Annotated in this window: 18 protein-coding genes and 1 pseudogene; 10 read left to right on the top strand and 9 right to left on the bottom strand. The window is 71.4% G+C overall.

Annotated elements, in window-relative coordinates; translation table 11 throughout:
- Positions 1-224: 224 nt before the first annotated feature.
- From ACFC0D_RS30280 to mscL, 6 genes are all read left to right on the top strand, one after another.
- Positions 225-1,745 (top strand): potassium/proton antiporter, encoded by a 1,521-nt coding sequence (locus ACFC0D_RS30280; RefSeq protein ID WP_376442700.1) that lies wholly within the window; start codon positions 225-227, stop codon positions 1,743-1,745.
- A 405-nt stretch (positions 1,746-2,150) separates the two neighbouring features.
- Positions 2,151-3,374 (top strand): MFS transporter, encoded by a 1,224-nt coding sequence (locus tag ACFC0D_RS30275; RefSeq protein WP_376442732.1) that lies wholly within the window; start codon positions 2,151-2,153, stop codon positions 3,372-3,374.
- A gap of 68 nt (positions 3,375-3,442) precedes the next feature.
- Entirely contained in the window at positions 3,443-3,775 is a 333-nt protein-coding gene (locus tag ACFC0D_RS30270; protein WP_376442698.1) for an FmdB family zinc ribbon protein, read from the top strand.
- Between the two features lie 107 nt (positions 3,776-3,882).
- Positions 3,883-4,734, top strand: coding sequence for an S-methyl-5'-thioadenosine phosphorylase (locus ACFC0D_RS30265; RefSeq protein WP_376442695.1), 852 nt, complete (start codon positions 3,883-3,885; stop codon positions 4,732-4,734).
- Positions 4,735-4,872: 138 nt separating this feature from the next.
- Positions 4,873-5,433, top strand: a complete 561-nt coding sequence (locus ACFC0D_RS30260; protein ID WP_376442692.1) for a hypothetical protein — start codon at positions 4,873-4,875, stop codon at positions 5,431-5,433.
- Positions 5,434-5,544: 111 nt separating this feature from the next.
- On the top strand, positions 5,545-6,033 hold the full coding sequence (mscL, locus tag ACFC0D_RS30255) for a large conductance mechanosensitive channel protein MscL (RefSeq protein ID WP_376442689.1): 489 nt from the start codon (positions 5,545-5,547) through the stop codon (positions 6,031-6,033).
- A 19-nt stretch (positions 6,034-6,052) separates the two neighbouring features.
- Here the strand turns inward: mscL and ACFC0D_RS30250 are convergent, their stop codons facing one another.
- The 7 genes from ACFC0D_RS30250 to ACFC0D_RS30220 form a co-directional block, all read right to left on the bottom strand.
- Complete coding sequence (locus tag ACFC0D_RS30250; protein ID WP_376442685.1) at positions 6,053-6,274, bottom strand: hypothetical protein; 222 nt, start codon at positions 6,272-6,274, stop codon at positions 6,053-6,055.
- Between the two features lie 85 nt (positions 6,275-6,359).
- A complete protein-coding gene (locus ACFC0D_RS30245; protein ID WP_376442683.1) occupies positions 6,360-6,815 on the bottom strand; it encodes a hypothetical protein in 456 nt (151 codons plus the stop codon).
- A complete protein-coding gene (locus ACFC0D_RS30240) occupies positions 6,812-7,468 on the bottom strand; it encodes a Rieske (2Fe-2S) protein (RefSeq protein ID WP_376442680.1) in 657 nt (218 codons plus the stop codon). Before ACFC0D_RS30240 ends, ACFC0D_RS30245 begins: the two co-directional genes overlap by 4 nt.
- The gene (locus ACFC0D_RS30235; protein WP_376442677.1) at positions 7,465-8,064 is read right to left on the bottom strand and encodes a 4Fe-4S dicluster domain-containing protein; all 600 of its coding nucleotides are present in this window, start codon (positions 8,062-8,064) and stop codon (positions 7,465-7,467) included. The genes ACFC0D_RS30240 and ACFC0D_RS30235 overlap by 4 nt, the downstream gene beginning before the upstream one ends.
- A gap of 8 nt (positions 8,065-8,072) precedes the next feature.
- Positions 8,073-10,388 carry a molybdopterin oxidoreductase family protein gene (locus ACFC0D_RS30230; protein ID WP_376442674.1) on the bottom strand — a complete coding sequence of 772 codons (2,316 nt, stop codon included), beginning with the start codon at positions 10,386-10,388 and terminating at the stop codon, positions 8,073-8,075.
- On the bottom strand, positions 10,385-11,461 hold the full coding sequence (locus ACFC0D_RS30225; protein WP_376442729.1) for an MFS transporter: 1,077 nt from the start codon (positions 11,459-11,461) through the stop codon (positions 10,385-10,387). The genes ACFC0D_RS30230 and ACFC0D_RS30225 overlap by 4 nt, the downstream gene beginning before the upstream one ends.
- Positions 11,462-11,845: 384 nt before the next feature.
- Complete coding sequence (locus tag ACFC0D_RS30220) at positions 11,846-13,267, bottom strand: MFS transporter (protein ID WP_376442670.1); 1,422 nt, start codon at positions 13,265-13,267, stop codon at positions 11,846-11,848.
- 246 nt (positions 13,268-13,513) lie between these two features.
- On the opposite strand from ACFC0D_RS30220, the gene ACFC0D_RS30215 reads away from it, so the two are divergent.
- The 3 genes from ACFC0D_RS30215 (at position 13,514) to ACFC0D_RS30205 (ending at position 16,710) form a co-directional block, all read left to right on the top strand.
- The gene (locus ACFC0D_RS30215) at positions 13,514-14,722 is read left to right on the top strand and encodes a low temperature requirement protein A (RefSeq protein WP_376442667.1); all 1,209 of its coding nucleotides are present in this window, start codon (positions 13,514-13,516) and stop codon (positions 14,720-14,722) included.
- A complete protein-coding gene (locus ACFC0D_RS30210; protein ID WP_376442664.1) occupies positions 14,719-15,801 on the top strand; it encodes a P1 family peptidase in 1,083 nt (360 codons plus the stop codon). Before ACFC0D_RS30215 ends, ACFC0D_RS30210 begins: the two co-directional genes overlap by 4 nt.
- A gap of 66 nt (positions 15,802-15,867) precedes the next feature.
- Positions 15,868-16,710 carry a DUF6227 family protein gene (locus tag ACFC0D_RS30205; protein ID WP_376442662.1) on the top strand — a complete coding sequence of 281 codons (843 nt, stop codon included), beginning with the start codon at positions 15,868-15,870 and terminating at the stop codon, positions 16,708-16,710.
- Positions 16,711-16,850: 140 nt separating this feature from the next.
- Here ACFC0D_RS30205 and ACFC0D_RS30200 read toward each other — a convergent pair whose 3' ends face one another.
- Both ACFC0D_RS30200 and ACFC0D_RS30195 read right to left on the bottom strand, forming a co-directional pair.
- Positions 16,851-18,422, bottom strand: coding sequence for a glycosyltransferase family 39 protein (locus tag ACFC0D_RS30200; protein ID WP_376442660.1), 1,572 nt, complete (start codon positions 18,420-18,422; stop codon positions 16,851-16,853).
- A gap of 9 nt (positions 18,423-18,431) precedes the next feature.
- The gene (locus tag ACFC0D_RS30195) at positions 18,432-19,619 is read right to left on the bottom strand and encodes a glycosyltransferase (protein WP_376442657.1); all 1,188 of its coding nucleotides are present in this window, start codon (positions 19,617-19,619) and stop codon (positions 18,432-18,434) included.
- A 277-nt stretch (positions 19,620-19,896) separates the two neighbouring features.
- Here ACFC0D_RS30195 and ACFC0D_RS30190 point away from each other — a divergent pair.
- Positions 19,897-20,830: pseudogene (locus tag ACFC0D_RS30190) on the top strand (hypothetical protein); the annotation flags it as partial.

Below are 20,830 nucleotides of genomic sequence, written 5' to 3'. Positions count from 1 at the left end.
TAGGCGCAGCGTCCGGGCGGCCCGGACTGGGTGCCGATAAGCGGACCGCACGAATGATCGAGGAGAGACCGGGAGAGACGCCAGGAGGGCGTCAAGAAAGCGTTAAAGATTAGGTAAGGTAACGAAGTACCGGCTGCTGGAGGAACGATCCGGCCGCACGCGAGGGGAAGGATCGCCCACTGACTGTCCACCAGCTCAATGAACTCCTGCTCATCTGCTCGCTCGTGCTGCTCATCGCTGTCGCGGCGGTGCGGATCTCGTCCCGGAGCGGGCTCCCCAGCCTGCTCCTGTACCTCGGGATCGGGGTCGCCATCGGGCAGGACGGGATCGGCAACGTCGCCTTCGACAACGCCGAACTGACCCAGGTGATCGGCTACGCGGCCCTTGTCGTGATCCTCGCCGAAGGTGGCCTGGGCACGAAGTGGAAGGAGATCAAACCCGCGTTGCCCGCGGCGGTCGTGCTGTCGACCGTCGGCGTCGCGGTGAGCGTGGGCATCACGGCCGCGGCCGCCCACTATCTGGTGGGCCTGGATTGGCGGCAGGCGCTGATCATCGGCGCGGTCGTCTCCTCGACGGACGCCGCCGCCGTCTTCTCCGTCCTGCGCAAGGTGCCGCTGCCCTCGCGGGTGACCGGTGTCCTGGAGGCCGAGTCCGGCTTCAACGACGCCCCGGTCGTCATCCTCGTCGTCGCCTTCTCGACGGCGGGCCCCATCGACAGCTGGTACGTCCTGGTCGGCACCATCGCCATGGAACTGGCCATCGGCGCCGCCATCGGCCTCGGGGTCGGCTTCATCGGATCGTTCGGACTGAAGCACGTCGCCCTGCCCGCCTCCGGCCTCTACCCGATCGCCGTCATGGCCATCGCGGTGGTCGCGTACGCGGCGGGCGCCCTGGCCCACGGCTCGGGCTTCCTCGCCGTCTATCTGGCCGCGATGGTCCTCGGCAACGCGAAGCTGCCGCACGCCCCGGCCAACCGCGGCTTCGCCGAGGGGCTCGGCTGGATCGCCCAGATCGGCATGTTCGTCCTGCTCGGTCTGCTGGTCACTCCCAGCAAGCTGGTCGACGACTTCTGGCCGGCGGTGGTCATCGGCCTGGTCCTCACGATGGTGGCGCGGCCCATGGAGGTTCTCGTCAGCCTGCTGCCGTTCCGCATCCCCTGGCAGGAACAGGCCCTCATGTCCTGGGCCGGCCTGCGCGGAGCCGTCCCCATCATTCTCGCCACGATCCCGATGGTCTACGGGATCGAGGGCAGCGAGCGGGTCTTCAACATCGTCTTCGTCCTCGTCGTGGTCTACACGCTGGTGCAGGGGCCGACGCTGCCCTGGCTGGCGCGGGCCCTGAAGCTGGGCGACTCCTCGGAGGCCGCCGACCTCGGCGTCGAGTCCGCACCGCTGGAGCGGCTGCGCGGACATCTGCTGTCCGTCGCCATCCCGGAGGGCTCGAAGATGCACGGCGTGGAGGTCGCGGAGCTGCGCCTCCCTGCCGGGGCCGCGGTCACCCTCGTCGTACGGGAGGAGACGAGCTTCGTGCCCGGTCCTGCGACGGTGCTGCGGCACGGGGACGAACTGCTCGTCGTCGCGACGGACCCGGTACGGGACGCCACCGAGCGGCGGCTGCGCGCCGTCGGGCAGGGCGGAAAGCTGGCCGGGTGGCTCGGGACGGGCGGCTCCACGGCCGTCTCCGAGCGGGGCCACAAGCACTGGCACGGGCCGCATCTACCGGGCGGAAAGCGAACGTCCGGTTAATCACAGGCATAGATTCAGATCGAGGGGCGTTTTCCCAGGCGGGAAGACGCCCTTCCCTGTACCATGAAGGCACACTTGATCGAACCAACTCTGCCTGACGCAGAGCTGGCGCGACCGTATGGCGGCCGTGACGCCCTCCGCAGTGGGGCCCGGTATCTACCGCAGTTCCGCGCATGAGGACAGCTCTCGGCGGCGCCCGCACCACCGTGCACGGGCGCGCTACCAGGCGGCAGAAAGGCAAGGACCGTGGTGTCCACGGTCACCGACCCGCGGCCTGACGCGTCCGCAGCGCCCGAAGGCTCTGCCGTACTCGAAGGCCCCGTCGCTCCCGCAGCGCCCGAAACGCCCGCGAAGACGGGCAGGCGCGCCGCGAAGAACGGCAAGCGCGCCGGCTACGGACAGCTCCTGCGTACCCCCGGAGCCCTGTCCTTCCTGCTCCCCGGCTTCGCCGCCCGGCAGCCGTTCGCGATGCTGACGATCGGCATCGTCCTGCTCGTCCAGCACACCACCGGCTCGTACGGCAGCGCGGGCGCGGTCGCCGCCGTCACCGGCGTCTCCATGGCGCTCTTCGCCCCGCAGAGCGGCAAGCTCGCCGACCGCTTCGGCCAGCGCGCCGTCCTGGTCCCCGGCGTGCTCATCCACTCCGCCGCCGTCTCCCTGCTCGTGGTGCTCGCCCTGGCGGGCGCCCCGATGTGGGCCCTGTTCCTCGCCGCCGTACCGGCCGGCGCCTCCGTCCCGCAGATCGGGCCCATGGTCCGCGCCCGCTGGACGGCGAAGCTGGAGAACTCCCCGCTGATGCCGACGGCCGCGGCCTTCGAGTCGGTCACGGACGAGTTCACCTTCGTCGTCGGCCCGGTGCTCGCCACCGCGCTCTGCACCGGCGTCCACCCGGCGGCCGGCCTGATCGCCGAGGCGGCGCTCACGCTCTTCGGCGGCCTGTTCTTCGCCGCCCAGCGGCGCACCCAGCCCGCCCACGGGCTCATGGCCGCCGCGTCCAGCGGGCCGCGCGTCTCCGCCCTGTCCATCCCGGGCGTCCGGGTGCTGGCCGTCGCCTTCCTGGGCATCGGCTCGGTCTTCGGCGGTATGCAGGTCTCGCTGACCGCGTTCTCCGAGGAGATCGGCAACCCCGGCGCCAACGGCCTGCTCTACGGGATCTTCGCCGCGGGCAACATGCTCGCGGGCATCGCGTGCGGCGCCGTCGCCTGGAAGATCGGCCCGCGCAAGCGCCTGATCCTGGGCTACGCCGGGCTGACCGTGGCGGCCTCGCTGCTCTGGTCCGCACACTCCGTGCTGCTACTCGGCGCGCTCGGCCTGATCGTGGGTCTGTGCATCGCCCCGGCCCTGATCACCGGCTACACCATCGTCGAGACCCTGGTCCCGGCCTCCGCCCGCACCGAGGCCTTCACCTGGCTCACGGGCGCCGTGGCGCTGGGCCAGGCGGCGGCCGTGACGGTCGCCGGCCGGCTCGCCGACGAGCACGGCGCGAGCACCGGATTCCTGGTGCCGCTGGTCGGTACCGCGCTCGCGCTGGCCACCCTGCTCGCGCTGCGCTCGCGGCTGACGCCCCGGGCGCCGGGGCGGGTCACTGCACGTGGTATCGGTCACCGAGTGCCGGTGACGGTGGACTGATCCCGCGGAATGCGTCAGTATGGATCGTCGTTAGCACTCGATGAGTGTGAGTGCCAGGAGGAAGACAAGTGCCGACCTACCAGTACCAGTGCACCGAGTGCGGCGAGGGCCTCGAGGCGGTGCAGAAGTTCACCGATGACGCGCTGACCGAGTGCCCCAGCTGCAAGGGACGCCTGAAGAAGGTGTTCTCGGCGGTCGGCATCGTCTTCAAGGGATCCGGCTTCTACCGGAACGACAGCCGCGGCTCGTCGTCCAGCAGCTCCCCCGCGTCGAAGTCCTCCACGACTTCTTCCGCGTCCTCGTCGTCCGGCTCGTCCTCGGACGCGAAGCCGGCCGCTTCGTCGAGCTCGTCCGCCTCGAGCTCGTCGTCCAGCTCGAGCTCCTCCAGCTCGGCCGCCTGATCCAGGTTTCCCCGAGAGCCCTGCCGCCTGTGCGCGGTGGGGCTTTCGGCGTTGTGGGGCCGGCGTTGCAAGGGGGCCGCGTTGTGGGGGCAGTTAATCTGACGACCATGGCGACCAAGGCGTACGCGGACATCGGTGTGATCGGCGGCTCGGGGTTCTACACCTTCCTGGAGGACGTGACGGAGGTGTCCGTGGACACCCCGTACGGCAGCCCGAGCGACAGCCTCTTCCTCGGCGAGATCGCGGGACGGCAGGTCGCGTTCCTGCCCCGGCACGGCCGCGGACACACCCTGCCGCCGCACCGGATCAACTACCGCGCCAACCTCTGGGCGCTGTGCTCGGTGGGCGTACGGCAGGTGCTCGGGCCCTGCGCGGTGGGCGGCCTGCAGGAGGAGTACGGCCCGGGGACGCTGCTCGTACCGGATCAGCTGGTGGACCGCACGAAGACCCGGGCGCAGACGTACTTCGACGGGGAGCCGCTGCCGGAGGCCTGGGGCGGCGCCGTGCCGAACGTCGTGCACACCACCTTCGCCGACCCGTACTGCCCGGACGGGCGGCGGGTGGCCCTGAAGGCGGCCCGCGGGCGTGGCTGGGAGCCGGTGGACGGCGGCACGATGGTCGTCGTCGAGGGACCGCGGTTCTCGACCCGGGCCGAGTCCCGCTGGCACGCGGCGGCCGGCTGGTCGGTGGTGGGGATGACCGGGCACCCGGAGGCGATCCTCGCCCGGGAGCTGGGGCTCTGCTACACCTCGATGGCGCTGGTCACGGACCTGGACGCGGGCGCGGAGACGGGTGAGGGGGTCTCGCACACCGAGGTGCTGCAGGTGTTCGGCGCGAACGTCGGGCGGCTCCGTGAGGTGCTCTTCGACGCGGTCGGCGCCCTGCCGGACACGGCGGACCGGGACTGCCTGTGCACGCACGCGCACGACGGCTGGGACCTGGGGATCGAGCTGCCGTAAATCCCCCTGGTGGGTGAGGGAGTTGTCCACAGTTCCGGACCGATCCACAGGCTGGAGCGGGATGTTCGCTCGGCCGGGATCGTGGGAGCGGCTCTCCGGACGGTCCGGGGGCTCGACTTCCTGACAGGCGGTTCGGCGATGACGACCTCCCCTCCTCTTGGCCCCTCCCCCGCTCCGTTCCTCTCCCCCGTTCCGTTCCTCTCCCCCGTTCCCGAGACGTGCGGTGTCCCGCTCTTCGAGCCGCTGCGGGTGCGGGGCGGGCGGCAGCGGCTGCGGCGGGTGTTGCGGCGCCGACGGCGGGCACCGGCCGTGGTCCTCGCGATGAGCGCGGCGGCGCTGGCCGTGGCGGGCGGGGGCGAGGTGTCCGCGGATCCGCCGGCGCGCCCGGCGGCGAAGGAGCAGCGTCGTCCGGCCGCGGTGCGGCTGGTGTCGGCGCCGGTGCGGATCGCGGACGCGGCGGCTGTACGGTTACTGCACCCCGGCGACCGGGTCGACGTGATCGCCGCCCCCAACTCGCCGATGGGCGGGGGCGGTACGGCCCGGGTGGTCGCCACGGGCGCTCGTGTGGCAGAAGTCCCGCGCACGGAGGAGACTCGTCCTGACGGTGGGGCCCTGGTCGTCCTGTCCGTTCCGCGGTCGACGGCGACGGCCCTGGCGGGTGCGGGTGTCACGTCCCAACTGGCGGTGACACTGTGCTGATTCGCACGGAGTGCCTGTCAAGTAACCGTTCCGTGTGTACGGATTGGACGCCTCTGCGTCGTTCGCGACCTAATGGTTCCGCCAACTGCACACGGAACGAAAGGCGCCCCGGTGAGCCCGAAGAAGGAAAGCGTCATGGATGGCTTCAAGGCCTTCCTCATGCGCGGCAACGTGATCGACCTGGCGGTGGCGGTCGTCATCGGTGCCGCGTTCACCAACATCGTGAACGCGGTCGTCAAAGGTGTCATCAGCCCAGTGGTCGGCGCCTTCGGCACCAAGGACCTGGAGGGCTACAAGTCCTGTCTGAAGGGCACCTGCGCGGTCGTGAACGGCGAGGTGCAGGGCATCCAGATCGAGTGGGGTCTCGTCCTCAGCGCCACCCTGAGCTTCCTGATCACCGCGGCCGTCGTCTACTTCCTGATGGTCCTGCCCATGGCGAAGTACCTGGCCAGGCGGGCGGACGCGGAGAAGGCCCGGGACGGCGTCCAGGAGATCATGGAGGTCAGCGAGCTGGAGGTCCTCAAGGAGATCCGCGACCACCTGGTCACCCAGCGCGGCCCGAACTCGGGCGCCGGAGCGGGGACACACTCCACCCCCTAGCCGGCGACTCGCACCGGCATCAGAGGTGGTGCGGCGGCTTCTCTTCGAGGAAGCGCGCGAGATCGGCGGCGCTGTCACTACCGCCGGAAGGCCGCTCACCCCACCCGCGGTCCGTATCGTCCGCGGATTGCTGGTCCAGTGGATCGTCGAAGATCAGCTTCGGCTTCGTGGTGTTCTCGGGGTTGGGCTGTGTGCCGGGCTGCTTCGCGTCTCGCGGTCCGTGGGCGGGGGCGGTGCTCATACCTCCAGGGTACGCCGGTGATTCGGCCCCGTACCGCCTCGATCAGCGGTTTTTCCGCCCTGATCAGCGGGGTCTCCCCCCTCGATCAGCGGTCTTTCGGGTCGAGCAGCCAGAGACCCAGGACCACGAGGAACGACAGCACCAGGAAGCCGGCGCCCCACCAGGCCGTGCCGGTGTCGCCCGCCATCCACTCGTCGACCACGATCGTCAGACCCCACAACTGGCCGATGAGGACGGTGAGCGCCAGGGTGAGGCGCGCGCTCAGCTTGGACGAGCGCTCGGGCTCCTGCTCGGTACCGGCGCCGGGTCCGGGGCCGGTGTGGCGGATCCGCGGGTCGCCGTAGCCGCTGGTGGGCCGGATCTGGGGATAGCGCTCGTGGACGGGCCGGTTCAGACGCGGCTGCGCACTGCCCGGCGTGTACGCGGGGCGCGGCGGCGGCTCGGTCCCGGGTACGGGGGCCCGGGCGTGGTCCTTGGCGGGGGGTCGGTCCCCCGGTGTCCTGGGGGACTCCGGGTCGCGGGGGAACGGGGTGTCGGTCATGTGCGCTCACTCCTCGTCCCCGCTGCGCCCGCCGAGGCTCCAGGGCAGCCGAGGCGTTCGGCCAGGTCGGGCCGGTCCGTGCCGAGCTGGCGGCAGAGGCCTTCCTGGACGCTCTCTCCGGACCGCGTGGTGCCGACGGCCCAGACGCTGCCGTCGGCCTCCTCCACCAGGAGCACCTTGGGCAGCGCGCGCGGCGGCGGGCCCGCGGTCACCTCTCCCGTACGGGCGTCGAAGACTCCTTCGTGGCAGGGGCAGTACAGCTCGCCCTCGCTGCCCCGGTCGTTGCGCCACAGCACGGCGCAGGCGAGATGGGTGCAGACGGCCGAGTAGCCGGCGAGGGTGCCGTCCTCCAGCCGGATCGCGACCGCCCGGTCCTCCTGCTCGGGGTAGCGGAAGGCGAGGGACTCGCCGGGCAGCAGCTGGTCGGCGATCTTCTTCACCTCGGGCGCCCCGTCCGAGTCTCCGTGGCGGTGCAGGATGCCGGAGGCGACGCCGATGCCGCCGATGGCGAGGCCGCCGGAGACGGTGGCGACGATCCGGAGATAGTCGCGTCGGGTGGTGAGCGAGTCGGCCGCGATGCGGTCGTGCAGCGCTTCCTGGGCCGCGTCTGCCGCTCCGGGGCCGTCGGCGGGTGGCTGCTCGGTGACGCTCATCGGACGTCCACTCCATTGATCTCGACGACGGGGAGACCGCCGGGGACCGGCCATTGGACCTTGTCGGCGGGGACGACCATCGCCACTCCCGTGGAGACGGTGGTGGTGCCGAAGGTGAACGAGTCGGCGACCTCGACGCCGGGACGTTCGGCGCGGAGCTCGTCGAGGGTCCCGTAGAAGAGGGCGCCGGTGGGGCAGACGGTGGCGCACATCGGGGCGAGGCCGTAGGCGGTGCGGTCGTAGCAGAGGTTGCACTTCATCTGCAGCTTCGCCTGGAGGTCGATCTTCGGGACACCGAAGGGGCAGGCGTTGACGCAGTTGGCGCAGCCGATGCAGCGGGTGGTGTCCGCCTGCTGCACCACGCCGTCGGCGGTGACGAGGATCGCGTCGGCGGGGCAGACCTCGGCGCAGGGTGCGACCGGGTCCTCGCAGTGCATACAGACCGTGGGAAGGGAGGCGACGGAGTGGCCCTCGTCGGGGTAGTCGAGGTGGATCATCGACTTGCCGCGGTGCGAGTCGCACTCGCGGCAGGCCGAGACACACGCCTGGCATCCGATGCAGCGCCCGGGGTCGATGAAGATCGTGCGGCCCATCATGAGCGGCGTCAGCTCCTCTCCGCGGTGCCACGGCCCTGGGGGGACGTGGGAGGCAGGGGGTCGGTGCGGGAGACCTGGGCCTCCGGGTAGGCGACGTGTCCCGGGGCGGTCGGGGGCGCGGGGACCTCGTCGATCCGTTCCGCGGCCTCGATCCGGGCGGCGCAGACCTTGTACTCGGGGATCTTCGAGCGCGGGTCGAGGGCGTCGACGGTCAGGGCGTTGGCGGCCGTGGGGATCGGCCAGTGGTACGGCACGAAGACGGTGTCGGGGCGGATCGCCTCGGTGACCAGCGCGGGGAAGACCTCGCTGCCGCGGCGGGTGACGACACGGACGGGGTCACCGTTGCGGAAGCCGTGGGAGGGGTGGACCTCGACCCAGGGGCGTGGGGTCTGTTCGACGAGGGCGCCCAGGCGGCGGGTCTGGTTGCCGGAGAGGAAGTGGGCGACGGTGCGGCCGGTGGTGAGCGAGAGGGGGTACTCCTCGCTGTACGGGTCCATGGGCGGGTGCCATTCGACGACCTGCAGATGGATCAGGCCGTCGGGGTGGTAGGTCCTGCCGTCCTCGAAGAGGCGGGGGGTGCCCGGGTGGTCCGTGGAGGGGCAGGGCCAGGCGATGCCGCCGGTCTCCTCCAGGCGTTCGTAGGTGATGCCGTAGTAGTCGTTGACCGTTCCCGCGGAGGCGACGCGGAGCTCCTCGAAGACGGAGCGGGAGTCGGGGAAGGCGAACTTGTCGCCGGCGCCGAGGCGTTTGGCGAGCTCGCAGATCACCCAGGTGTCGGTGCGGACCCCGGCGGGTGGTTCCTGGGCCTTGTTGTGCTTGACGACCCGGGCCTCGGCGTTGGCCATCACGCCTTCGTCCTCGGCCCAGACGGTGACGGGGAAGACGACGTGCGCGTTGGCGGCGGTCTCGGAGAGGAAGAAGTCGAACTGGGCGTGGAACTGGAGGGTGTCGTAGCCGTTCTTGACGGTCGCGTAGTTGGGGAGGGAGACGAAGGGGTTGTTGCAGATGCCGACCAGGCCGCGGATCTCCTCGCGCTGCATCTGCCAGACCATCTCCATCATGGAGGTACCGGCGGGCGGGAGTTCGGACTCCTCGATGCCCCAGATCTCGCAGATCTGGCGGCGGTGCTCGGGGTTCGTGATCGAGCGCCCGCCGGGCAGCAGGTCGGACTTCTGGCCGTGCTCCCGGCCGCCCTGACCGTTGCCCTGGCCGGTGATCGTCCCGTAGCCGGCGCCGGGTTTGCCGATGTTCCCGGTGGCGGCGCACAGGTTGATGATCGTCAGACAGTTCTCGACGCCCTGGGAGTGGTGCTCGACGCCGCGCGCATGCCACGCCATGGCCTTGCCTGCGCCGGCGAACATCCGGGCGGTCTGCACGATCTGCTCCTCGGGCACTCCGCAGATCTGGGCGGAGCGGGAGGGCGGGTAGGCCTCGACGGTTCGTTTCACCTCGTCCCAGCCGGTGGCGTGCGCGGCGAGATAGGCCTCGTCGGTGAGGCCCTCGGCGACGATCACGTGCAGGACGGCGTTGAAGAAGGCTGAGTCGGTGCCGGGCTTGAGGGCGACGTGGAGGTCGGCGGTGCGGGCGATCGCCGTCTCGCGCGGGTCGACGACGATCAGGCTGGCGCCGCGGTCCCGGGCTCCCCAGAGGTACTGCGTCATCACGGGGAAGCATTCGCCGACGTTGGAGCCGGCGATGAGGAGGCAGTCGGTGAGGAGGATGTCGGAGAACGGGTTGCCGGCCCGGTCGATGCCGAAGGCCAGCTTGTTGGCGCCGGCGGCGGAGACCATGCACAGGCGGCCGTTGTAGTCGACGTGCCGGGTCTTCAGGGCGACGCGGGCGAACTTCCCGACCAGATACGTCTTCTCCGAGTAGAGGCTGGCCCCGCCGAGCAGGCCGAAGGCGTCGTTGCCGTACTCGCCCTGGATGCGGCGGATCTCGGCGACGGTGAAGTCGAGCGCCTCCTCCCAGCTCGCCTCGCGGAAGGGCTCGTCGCGATTGCTCCGCATGAGGGGGGAGGTGAGCCGGTCGGGGTGGTTGACCTGCTGGTAGGCGTTGATGCCCTTGGGGCAGAGCCGCATCCGGTTGATGTCGTGGTTGCGGGGTTCGACGCCGAAGACCTTGCCGCCTTTGTCGACGCGGAGGTACATGCCGCACTGCACGCCGCAGAAGCAGCAGTGGGTGGGGACGAGCGTCTCGCCGTCCTGGTCGGCGTGCCAGCGGTCGGCGGGGATGCCTCCGGCGTCACGGAAGTTGCGGGTGCCGGGCGGGGCGATGGAGGGGTCCAGCGGAAGGGGGTGCTGCCCCGCCTGCTGCTGCGTCACTTGAAGCCCTTCTTGACGTGGGTGAGGTAGGCGGTGCCGCGCAGGACGCGCTTGCAGCGGGGGCAGTACTCGGTCCATGCGTCGAAGCCGAGTTGGAGATCGCGCATGGTGCCCTGGAGGTTCTCGACATAGGGAGGGGTGTCGATGGGCTCCTGGCAGCGACGGCAGAGGAGGACCTCTTCGTCCTTCTTTCGGGAGGTGTACTTGAACAGCTGCATACCGACGGCGGCGGGCCGCTGGACGATGTGGAAGAACTTCCCGAACGGGATGTAGATGAGGGTGAAGACCACCGACACCATGTGCAGGATCGCCAGGAACTCGTAGCCGCCGCCGTGCAGGAAGATCGACGAGAAGGTGAGCAGCAGCCCGGTCACGGAGATGACGATGAGGGCGATCAGCGGGACCAGGTCGTAGGCGAAGCGCTGGCCGGTGATGGCTCCGCGGTCCTTCATACGCCGCCACAGGAAGTAGGAGGCGCCGGGGATGACGAGGACGGCGGCGATGTCGAGGCCGTGGAACATCAGCCAGCCGACGATGTTCAGCGCGTCGAAGCCGAGGACCTTGAAGCCCCAGATGCGCATCTCGTAGCCGGGCCCGGAGCCGGTGGAGGAGGTGAAGGTGAACCAGCCCCAGGTGAGCGGGAAGGTGATGAGGGCCGCCAGGATGCAGCCCCAGAAGATCAGCTGGTGGGCGGCCCAGCGGGCGTGTGAGCGGGCGCCGAGGAACTTCTGGAATCCGAGATAGGTGGCGATCATCTTCGGCAGGGCGGTGGGTGCCCTGCGGAAGTTGTCGACGGAGAAGAAGGACCGCCAGCCCTGCTTGAACAGCCGGCGGGCACCGGGGGCGGAGATCCACACGGTGTAGCGGTAGGCGACACCGAAGGCGAGGAAGACGGTGGCGACGGCGTACGGGAGGAGCGCCGAGTCGAAATCGCGCAGGAGCCGGCTGCCGAGGACGATCGCGACGATCAGCAGCACGGAGACGGCGGTGCCGGCGAGCGTGGCCCGTCGGCGCACGTCGGCGGGCGTCTGCACGACGGGCGCGGCCCCGGGGGACGGCGGTGCCTCGGCCATGGTCGAGGTCGTCGCGGAGGCCGTCGCCGGAGTCGTCGGCGGGGTCGTCGAGGGCGCGTTCGGGGCGGGCCGGCCCGGCGTCGGCTCTGCGGGGCCCTGCGGTGGCTCGGTCACCGGGTCACCGTAGGGCGATATGCCCGAGATCGACCTGTTTTACGGTTCGAGTGGGTGAGGGTGTCGCTCAGATGGCGTTCAGGCCGTGGGAGCGGAAGAGCGCGCGGGCCTCGGCGACCTGTTCCGGGGTCGGGGAGGGCGTGTCGTGGAGGGTGAAGGGCATGGCGAGTCCGTGTAGTCGGTGGCCAGGCCGGCGTCGTCGCGGTCCCGTCCCCGGGATGCGGAAAGACCCCGCCTGGGCGGGGCCTTTCGCAGGGGCTAGCGGATGGCTCAGCTCGGCGCCTCCGCACCCTTGCGAGCGTAGAACCACCAGGTCACGACCGTGCAGCTGGCGTAGAAGGCGACGAAGCCCCACATCGCGCTGGTCACGGCCATCGAGCCGAAGAGCGCCGGGATGAAGAAGAAGCCGTAGGCGGCGATCCCCGAGGTGAAACCGGTGACGGCGCCGGACTCCGTCTCCGACCGCTTCAGCGCCCTCGCGTACTCCGGGGTGCCCTGCGTCAGCCCCTTCAGATGGGTGCCGCGGAAGATGACCGGGATCTGGCGGAAGGTCGAGCCGTTGCCGATGCCCGAGAAGAAGAACGCCGCGAGGAAGCAGAAGAAGAAGCCGTAGAAGCTGCCCGCGTCGGATCCCGACGGGAGGAAGGTGATCACCCCGATGATCGCGGCCGCCATGCCCACGAAGGACAGGATCGTCACCCGGGCGCCGCCCCACTTGTCCGCGATCCAGCCGCCGGCCCACCGGGCCAGGGCGCCGACCGCCGGGCCCATCCAGGCGTAGGTGGCGATCGAGTAGTCCGGGAACGTGGTCTTGATCAGCATCGGCAGCGCGGCCGCGAAGCCGATGAAGGAGCCGAAGGTGCCGACGTACAGCCAGGTCATCAGCCAGTTGTGCTTGCGCTTGAAGATGATCTTCTGCTGCCGGAAGGGGGTGGAGGCCACCTTCAGGTCGTTCTGCCCGAACCAGGCCACCGCCGCCAGGACGAGCAGCACCGGCACCCACAGGAAGGCCGCGTTCTGCAGGTGGACCGGGGTCCCGTCCGTCGTGTGCTGGGCGGTGCCGATCGCGATGGTCGACCAGGTGATGACGATCGGGGTGAGCAGCTGGACCGCCGAGACGCCCAGGTTGCCGAGCCCGCCGTTGATGCCGGTCGCGCTGCCCTTCCTGGCCTTCGGGAAGAAGAAGCCGATGTTCGCGAGCGAGGAGGCGAAGTTGGCGCCGCCGATACCGCACAGGGCCGCGATGGCGACCATCTCGGCGTACGGGGTCGACGGGTCCTGGATCGCGATGCCCAGCCAGATCAGCGGGCCGATCAGCACGACCGTCGAGAGCGCGGTGAAGCGGCGCTGGCCGACCATCGGGCCGAGGAAGGTGTAGAGGATCCGGGCCGTGCCGCCCGTCAGACCGGGGATGGCGGTCAGCCAGAACAGCTGCGAGGTGGAGAAGCCGAAGCCGACGTCCTTCAGATTGGTGGCGGTGACGCTCCACACCTGCCAGACGACGAAGGCCACCAGGAGCGCCGGCACCGCGATCCACAGATTGCGGCTCGCGACACGCTTGCCGATCGACTTCCAGAAGAGCTCGTTCTCCGGCTCCCAGTCCGTGATCGACTTCCCGGGCCGGTACTGCTCCGCGTCGTACGCGGGGGCTGGTCCGCCCGCCGTTCTGGTGTCCTGGAGTACGGAACTCATGGCGCTTCCCTGGGGATCGGGGCCTTCCTTGCTCCTCCAGGCTGCGCCCGCACACCGGGGCAGGTCAGAGGCCATGGTCGCGCCCCGGGCGGGCGGAGGTCCCGCCGGTCCCGGGCCGTTCGCACACCCGGAGGTCCCGGCGGCCCCGGGCCGTTCGCACACCCGGAGGTCCCGGCGGCCCCGCCCGCCCAAGGGCCCGCGTGCCGTGGCGCCCGTGCGTGATGCGGCTCTGATGTCCTGGGGCGCATGACGCAACCGTTTCTGCCCCTCATCGCGCGGTCCCGCGCCGAGGCGCATCGCGCCGCCACACCGCTCGAGCTCTTCTTCGACCTCTGCTTCGTCGTCGCCGTCGCCCAGGCCGGCGCCGAGCTCGTGCACGCGGTCGCCGAGCACCACGCCGCCGACGGCATCGCCCATTACGCGATGGTCTTCTTCGCGATCTGGTGGGCCTGGATGAACTTCACCTGGTTCGCCTCCGCCTACGACAACGACGACGTCCTCTACCGTGTCGCCACCTTCGTCCAGATCGCCGGTGTCCTCATCCTCGCCGCCGGCATCTCCCGCGTCTACGAGGACGACTTCCTGATCGCCGTGCTCGGCTACGTGGTCATGCGGCTCGCGCTCTCCTTCCAGTGGCTGCGCGCCGCCCATCACGCGACGGACCCCGCCGAGCGCACCATGTGCCACCGGTACGCGGGCGGCGTGATCCTCTGCCAGATCGGCTGGACCACCCTCCTCTGGGCTCCCGAGTCCGCCCGCTCCTGGATCTTCCTCGCCATGATCGTCGCCGAACTGGCGGTCCCCGCGATCGCGGAGAAGGACATCAACACCCACTGGCACGCGCATCACATCGCCGAGCGCTACGGCCTGTTCACGATCATCGTGCTCGGCGAGACGATCGCGGCGGCGACGGTCGCCGTGAAGACGGGGGTCAGCGAGTACGACGCCCTCGACGAGCTGCTCCCTATCGCCGCCGGCGGCCTGCTGATCGTCTACGCCGCCTGGTGGATCTACTTCGCCGCCCCCGCCCACGTCCGCCTCCGCTCCAACCGGCAGGGCTTCCTCTGGGGCTACGGCCACTACCTCATCTTCGCCTCCGCCGCCGCCATCGGCGCCGGCATCGAGATCGCGGTCGAGCAGACGGTGGGCAAGGCCCACATCTCCACGCTCGCCGCCTCCTCCGCGGTGACGATTCCCGCCGCGCTCTTCCTGCTCTGCGTATGGCTGCTCCACGCCCGCTACTTCAAGGTCGGCATCGCGCAGCAGCTCGTCCTGCCCGTCTCGTCCCTGGCGATCCTGATGTGCACGTTCGCCGGCCGCTGGGCGGTCCTGGCGGCCGGTCTCGTCGCGGCCGCGACCGTGGCGGTCGGGGTGACACTGGCCTCGCGCAACCCCGCCTCGCGCGGCGCCGGCCCGGGCCATGGACCGAACGGGCGTGGTACGCAAGGACCATGACGAAGAACGAGGCACCGCACGACGCCCTCACGGACGTGACCGGCCTCCGGGTCGGCCACGCGCGCGTGGACGGGCCGAACGCCCTGAGCGGCACCACCGTCGTCCTCGCCCCGGAGGGCGGGGCGGTGGCGGCCGTGGACGTACGGGGCGGCGGACCCGGCACCCGGGAGACCGACGCGCTCGACCCCCGTAACGTCGTCCAGCGGATCGAGGCCGTGGTCCTGACCGGTGGCAGCGCGTACGGACTCGAGTCGGCGGCGGGCGTGATGGCCTGGCTGGAGGAGCAGGGCCGAGGGGTACGGGTCGGGCCCGAGCCCTCGCACGTGGTCCCGGTCGTCCCCGCCGCCTGTGTCTTCGACCTGGGCCGGGGCGGCGACTTCACGGCCCGGCCGGGAGCGGCCACGGGGCGCGCGGCGGTGGAGGCCGCCGCGGCGACGGAGCTCCACGCGCGCGTGGAGACGGGCGCCGTCGGCGCGGGCACCGGCGCCGTCGTCGGCGGGCTCAAGGGCGGGGTCGGCACGGCGAGCACGGTCCTGGACTCGGGCATCACGGTCGGCGCGCTGGTCGTCGTCAACGCGGTCGGCTCGGCGGTCGACCCGGAGACCGGTGCGCTGTACGGGCAGTACTTCCAGGGCCGGCCGGAGTATCCGGACCGCGCCGTCCACGAGGCGGCCCTCCGCCGCCTGGCCGAGGCCGCGGCCATGAACACCCCGCCGCCCCTGAACACCACGCTCGCGGTCGTCGCCACCGACGCCGTCCTGACGCGGGCGCAGGCGCAGAAGTTCGCCGGTACGGCGCACGACGGCATCGCGCGCGCCATCCGTCCGGTCCATCTCCTCAACGACGGCGACACCGTCTTCGCCCTCGCGACCGGGGAGCGGGAACTGGACGCGAAGGCCGGTCCGCTCGCCCTGAACGAGATCCTGGCGGCGGGCGCGGACACGGTGACCCGGGCGATCGTGCGGGCGGTCCTGGAGACCGCCGAGGGAGTCGCCGGTCCCGGCGGCCGCTTCCCCGCCCACCGCGAGCTGTACGGACCGGGCCCTGTTGTCGACTCCCTTTACAACAAGGGGAGTTGAGCCTCGGAGGCCCGGCGCGCGGGAACTTCCCGCGCGACCCCTTCGTTTTGCCGAACCCCGGACACGATGTCAGACCCAGGGACTACGTTAAGCAAGCACCGAGTGACATGCGGCGACGGCCTGGAGACCCTCTTGAACGATCCGCAGGATCCTCACGATCCGTACGAGACGACCGAGACGCAGGTGGAGCGGCTCCTGGGCCGGGCTCTCAACTCCTTCGATCTGCCCGACAGTACGGTCGAGTGCCTGGAGACGGCGCTCGCCCACTCCAGCGCGCTGTACTCCTCGCACCACAGCGCATCGCTGCACAGAACCACGTACCGCCACACCTATCTGCTCGCCGACGGCACGGCGCTCAGTCTGTGGGAGCTGGTGCACAACTCCGGCCGGGACGGCACCGAGCAGCACGAGCTGTACGCCGACGAGGCGGAGGCCCGGCTCGCCGCGTCGCGGCTGCCGAGCGGCCTCGACCCGGGCTGGGGCACCGAGCGCGCCGGCGGGCAGGACGCCGACGAGGACGGCGACCTGGAGCTGCTGAGCGCGCTGCTGGCCCGTCCCATACCGACGCAGCCCCGGATGTACGAGCCGGACAACTCCGCGGACCACGCGCGCCGGGTGCTGCGCCGCGCGGAGAACGCGGACCGGCCGGGCGAGGAGACGGCGCGCAGACTGCGGGTGGCGTTCGCGCACCACATCACGCAGGCGTTCGGTCGCCAGTGCGCGGTGGAGCGCGGCCGGGACGCCGGATTCACTCTCTACGAGCACGCGTTCCTGCTGCTCGACGGCGGCGAACTGAGCCTGTGGGAGGTCGAGCACACGGCGACACCGGACGGCCGCCACATGTGCGAGGTGTACGAGGACGAGCGCACGGCCCGCGAGGCGATGGAGCACCGCGCGCGGGTGCGGTGAGGCGGGGCGGGACCGGGGCACCCGTGGGCCGGCGAGGCGGGCACCCGTGACATGGGCGAGGGCGGTCGGCGCGGTGCGCGTCGGCCGCCCTCGGCTCTCCGGCGGGTGTCGGACGGGGGACCCGTCCCGTCCCCGCGGGTTCAGGACTTGCGGACCAGGAGTGCCACCGTGACACCGGTCAGCCGTTCGGTGCCGGTCGCGGTGTAGTGCTTCCGCAGGGCGCGCGCCTGGGGAGCGGGGAGCGCGTCCAGCGGGTCGGCCGCGCCCGCGGGCACGACCAGCCAGATCCGGGCCTCGCTCCGCAGACAGGCGGCCGGGTCCGGGCACTCCGAGGACCAGAGGTCCGCACGGTCCGCGGCCGAGCGGGCCAGGAAGACGTCCCGGGGCCGCAGTTCGTCGGGCAGGTAGTGGCGGACGCCGAGGTCCAGCAGCCGCCAGTAGTCCTCGCCCCGGTCGTACACGACGGCGTCGCCCGGCCGGTGGTACTTGACGATGGTCTCGGCGGCCCCCTTGTAGTCCACCCCGTGCCAGAAGTGGGCGTACGTCTCCCGCACGGACCGCTGCTCGGGCAGGCTCAGTACCGCCACGGCGACCAGGGCGACGGCGAGGACGGCGCGGGAACGGAGCGCGGCGAGCGCCGCACCGGCCAGGACCGCCCACGCCGGCAGGGTGAAGAGCAGGTACCGGTAGAAGAAGTACGAGATGTCGCCGTGCGAGACCGCCCACAGGGCGAGGACCGGCAGCACGGCCATGGCGGTCACGGCCAGGACCGGCCCCTGGGACACCGGCCGCCAGGAGCTGCTCGTCGGCGGCGGCGTACCGGCGCGGCCCGCCCGCCGACGCTGCGCCCAGGCCGACACCGCGAGGACCGTCGCCGCCCCGGCGAACGTCCCGGAGGCGTACAGCTGCGGGAGAAAGGCGGCCAGGCTCTCCAGATTCGGTCGGGGGATCCAGGAGATCTGACGTGACGCCTGCCCGCTGCCGAGCACCGCGACCGGTGCCACGGCGGCCACCCCGGCCAGTGCGGCGAGCCCGGCCCGGACGGCGAGCGCGCGGTCGACACGGGCCCATGCGGCCACGACGGCCAGGTGCCCGGCCAGCGCCGTCAGCGCCACCAGGTGCAGCAGCCCGACCGCGGCCACGCACGCCGCGTACGCGGCCCAGCGCCCCAGGCGTTCCGGCCGGTCCAGGGCCCGGAGCAGCGCCAGCGTGGCGAGGGCGACGGCGAGGACGACCAGGGCGTACGGGCGGGCCTCATGGGCGTACCGGACCACCACGGGGGTGAGGGCGAACAGCAGACCCGCGGCGAGCCCGGCGCGGCGGCCGAACAGTCGCTGCCCGATCAGCGCCGTGCAGGCGGCCACCCCTGTCATCGCGAGGACGGAGGGCATCCGCAGGGCGGTGACGGAGTCCCCGAAGACGACGGTCCACCCGTGCATCAGCAGGTAATAGACGGTCAGCACCGCGTCCACGTTGCCCACCGTGTCGAGCAGGCTGCCGGTGGAGCGGGTGACCATGTCCCAGGTGTTGAGCTCGTCCTCCCACAGCAGCGGGTGGTCGATCTCGTACAACGTCAGGGCGAGGGTGAGGAGGGCCGGCCACAGCCAGACGCCGTGCCGCATGCCGCCCTCGCCGCGTGGCGGGGCGGGGCGGCGGGTGGCGGCGGGGGCGGGATCCCGGACCTCGGCGGCGACGGAGGAGGGCGTTCCCACGGCCCGCCCCTAGCCGCGCACCGGCGCGGGCGCGTCGGCGGAGGGGGCGTCGGCGGAGGGGGCGTCGGCGGAGGGCGGGTCGGCGTCCGCGGGAGCAGCGGCGAGCGGAGCCGCGGCGTCGGGAGGTGCGGCGGCCGCGTGCGGGATCGGGGCGGCGGCGAGCTTGCCGACGGAGAACTCGCGGTTGGCCCGGGTCTGCTTGCGGTACGGCTCGGGCAGGTCGGGCATGGCGAGCAGCCGGTCGCACGCGGCGAGCGAGCCCGCGTAGTCGCCGACCCAGTAGGCGGTGATCGAGAATTCGAACAGCAGGCCCCAGCGGTACACCCACGGCTGGAGGAACAGCAGGTCGTCGCGCGGCTGCTCCCGGTCGAGCACGGCGGAGACGATCGCGTGGGCGGAGTGGTGGCGCCGCATCTTGCGCAGCCGTGCGGCCAGTTCGTAGCAGGCTTCGAGGCGCTGCGGCCGCGAGTCCCAGGCACGCGTGAGCGTGTCCATGGCTGCCGGCCAGTCACCGGACTCCGCCCTGAGCACGCCGGACTGAAGGAGTGCGTAGTAGACCTCCTCGCCCCAGCCGCCCATGGCCGCACGGCGCTCGTAGAGCTTGATCGCCTCCCCGGACCGGCCCATGTCGCGCATCGTCTGCGCGAGATAGAAGACCGTACGGGGGTTGCCGGGGTCGCGGTCGAGCTCTGCGCTCAGCAGCCGGGCGTCGCGTTCGAACTTGTCGTGACGCGAGCCGCCGTCGTGACGGTCGTCGATGGCGAGGGCGTCGAGGTTCTCCTGGGTGTGTTTCCGGTCGGCGGTGAGGTACTCGTGGGTCACCCCCTCGTACCGCCACGGCAGATCGCCTCTGACCAGGCGTTTGATGCGGTACTCCAGCGTGCCCTTGTGACGCAGCATGTACGCGTCGGCGGTCAGCGGGGGCAGCGGGCCTTCCTGGCGCAGGACGAGGTCGGCGTCGAGGAGCAGAAGGTAGTCGGCACGGCCGCGGGCGCGGGCGATGTTCAGGCTGCGGTTGTGCCCGAAGTTGACCCACGGCTCCTCGTGCAGCTCTCCGGGGATCCCGTCGAGAGCCTTGCGGATGAGGTCCTGGGTGCCGTCGGTCGAACCCGTGTCGGAGATGACCCAGGTGTCCACCAGGTCACGGACGGAGGCGAGGCAACGCTCGATCACTCGGGCCTCGTTCTTGACGATCATGCACAAGCAGAAGGATGGCTTCACGGCAACACCACTTCCGGTGGTTCGGTGGGGGGCGACCATAAGCACAGGCCAGGGACGGTCGGGGACGGCACGCCGACAGGCGCTTTCAGGTTCGCCACGCCGTACGCACCCAGGGGGATGGTGACGGTAGGCCAAGGCGTTGACAGTCCCCTCGGAGACGTAAAGGCGCCGCGATCGCAGTCCGATGATCTGAATGGAAGCTCGAACTCGCTTCCGGTGAATCACTCGATCCGGATGAAGAAGGAGCTATTGCATGAGTCCTGATTCCAGGACCAGGTCCGCATTCGGCCCGCTGCCGCGACGCCGCGCCTGGCTCAACGGAGGTGCCATCGCATCGATCGCACTCGTACTCACGGGGTTCACAACTCCCGTCTCCGCCGCGCCGCAGAGCGTGGCCGGCCCGTCAGGGGTGAACCTCACGGGCACGCCGTCGGGCGGCGATGAGTGCAAGGACCGCCCGCACCACGAGGGGCACGGCCCGCGCCCGCACCACGAGGAAGGCCCGCCGCCGCAGCTGTGGGGGCCGATGTCCCACGAGAAGAACGCCGCGCCGCCGGAGGAGGGCGAGGCACCGCCGGAGGACCACGAGAACTTCGTGGACCACGAAGTCCAGCAGTTCATGGGCGGCAGCCTCGCGGAATATCTGTCGGCTGCGTCCGACCACGACCGCTATGTGCGGGCGCTGCCCGTAGGCGGTCCGGACCACTGCGAGCAGGGGCCCCCGGGCCCGAAGGGTGACACCGGCCCGGCCGGGCCGACCGGCGACACCGGGCCCAAGGGCGACACCGGCGACACCGGACCGACCGGCGACACGGGCGACACCGGACCCAAGGGCGACACCGGCGACACCGGCGCAACGGGTGACGCCGGGCCCAAGGGTGACACCGGCGACACCGGACCCGCCGGGCCGACCGGCGACACGGGCGACACCGGGCCGACCGGCGACACGGGCGACACCGGACCCAAGGGTGACACCGGCGACACCGGCGCAACGGGTGACGCCGGACCCAAGGGCGACACCGGCGACACCGGACCCGCCGGGCCGACCGGCGACACGGGCGACACCGGACCGACCGGCGACACGGGCGACACCGGGCCCAAGGGTGACACCGGCGACACCGGACCCGCCGGGCCGACCGGCGACACGGGCGACACCGGGCCGACCGGCGACACGGGCGACACCGGAC

The organism is Streptomyces sp. NPDC056222, from assembly GCF_042264065.1.
In the GTDB taxonomy this organism is placed as follows: Bacteria; Actinomycetota; Actinomycetes; order Streptomycetales; family Streptomycetaceae; genus Streptomyces.
Note: the sequence above shows the minus strand (reverse complement) of the source record. Positions and strands in the feature narration are given on the sequence as shown.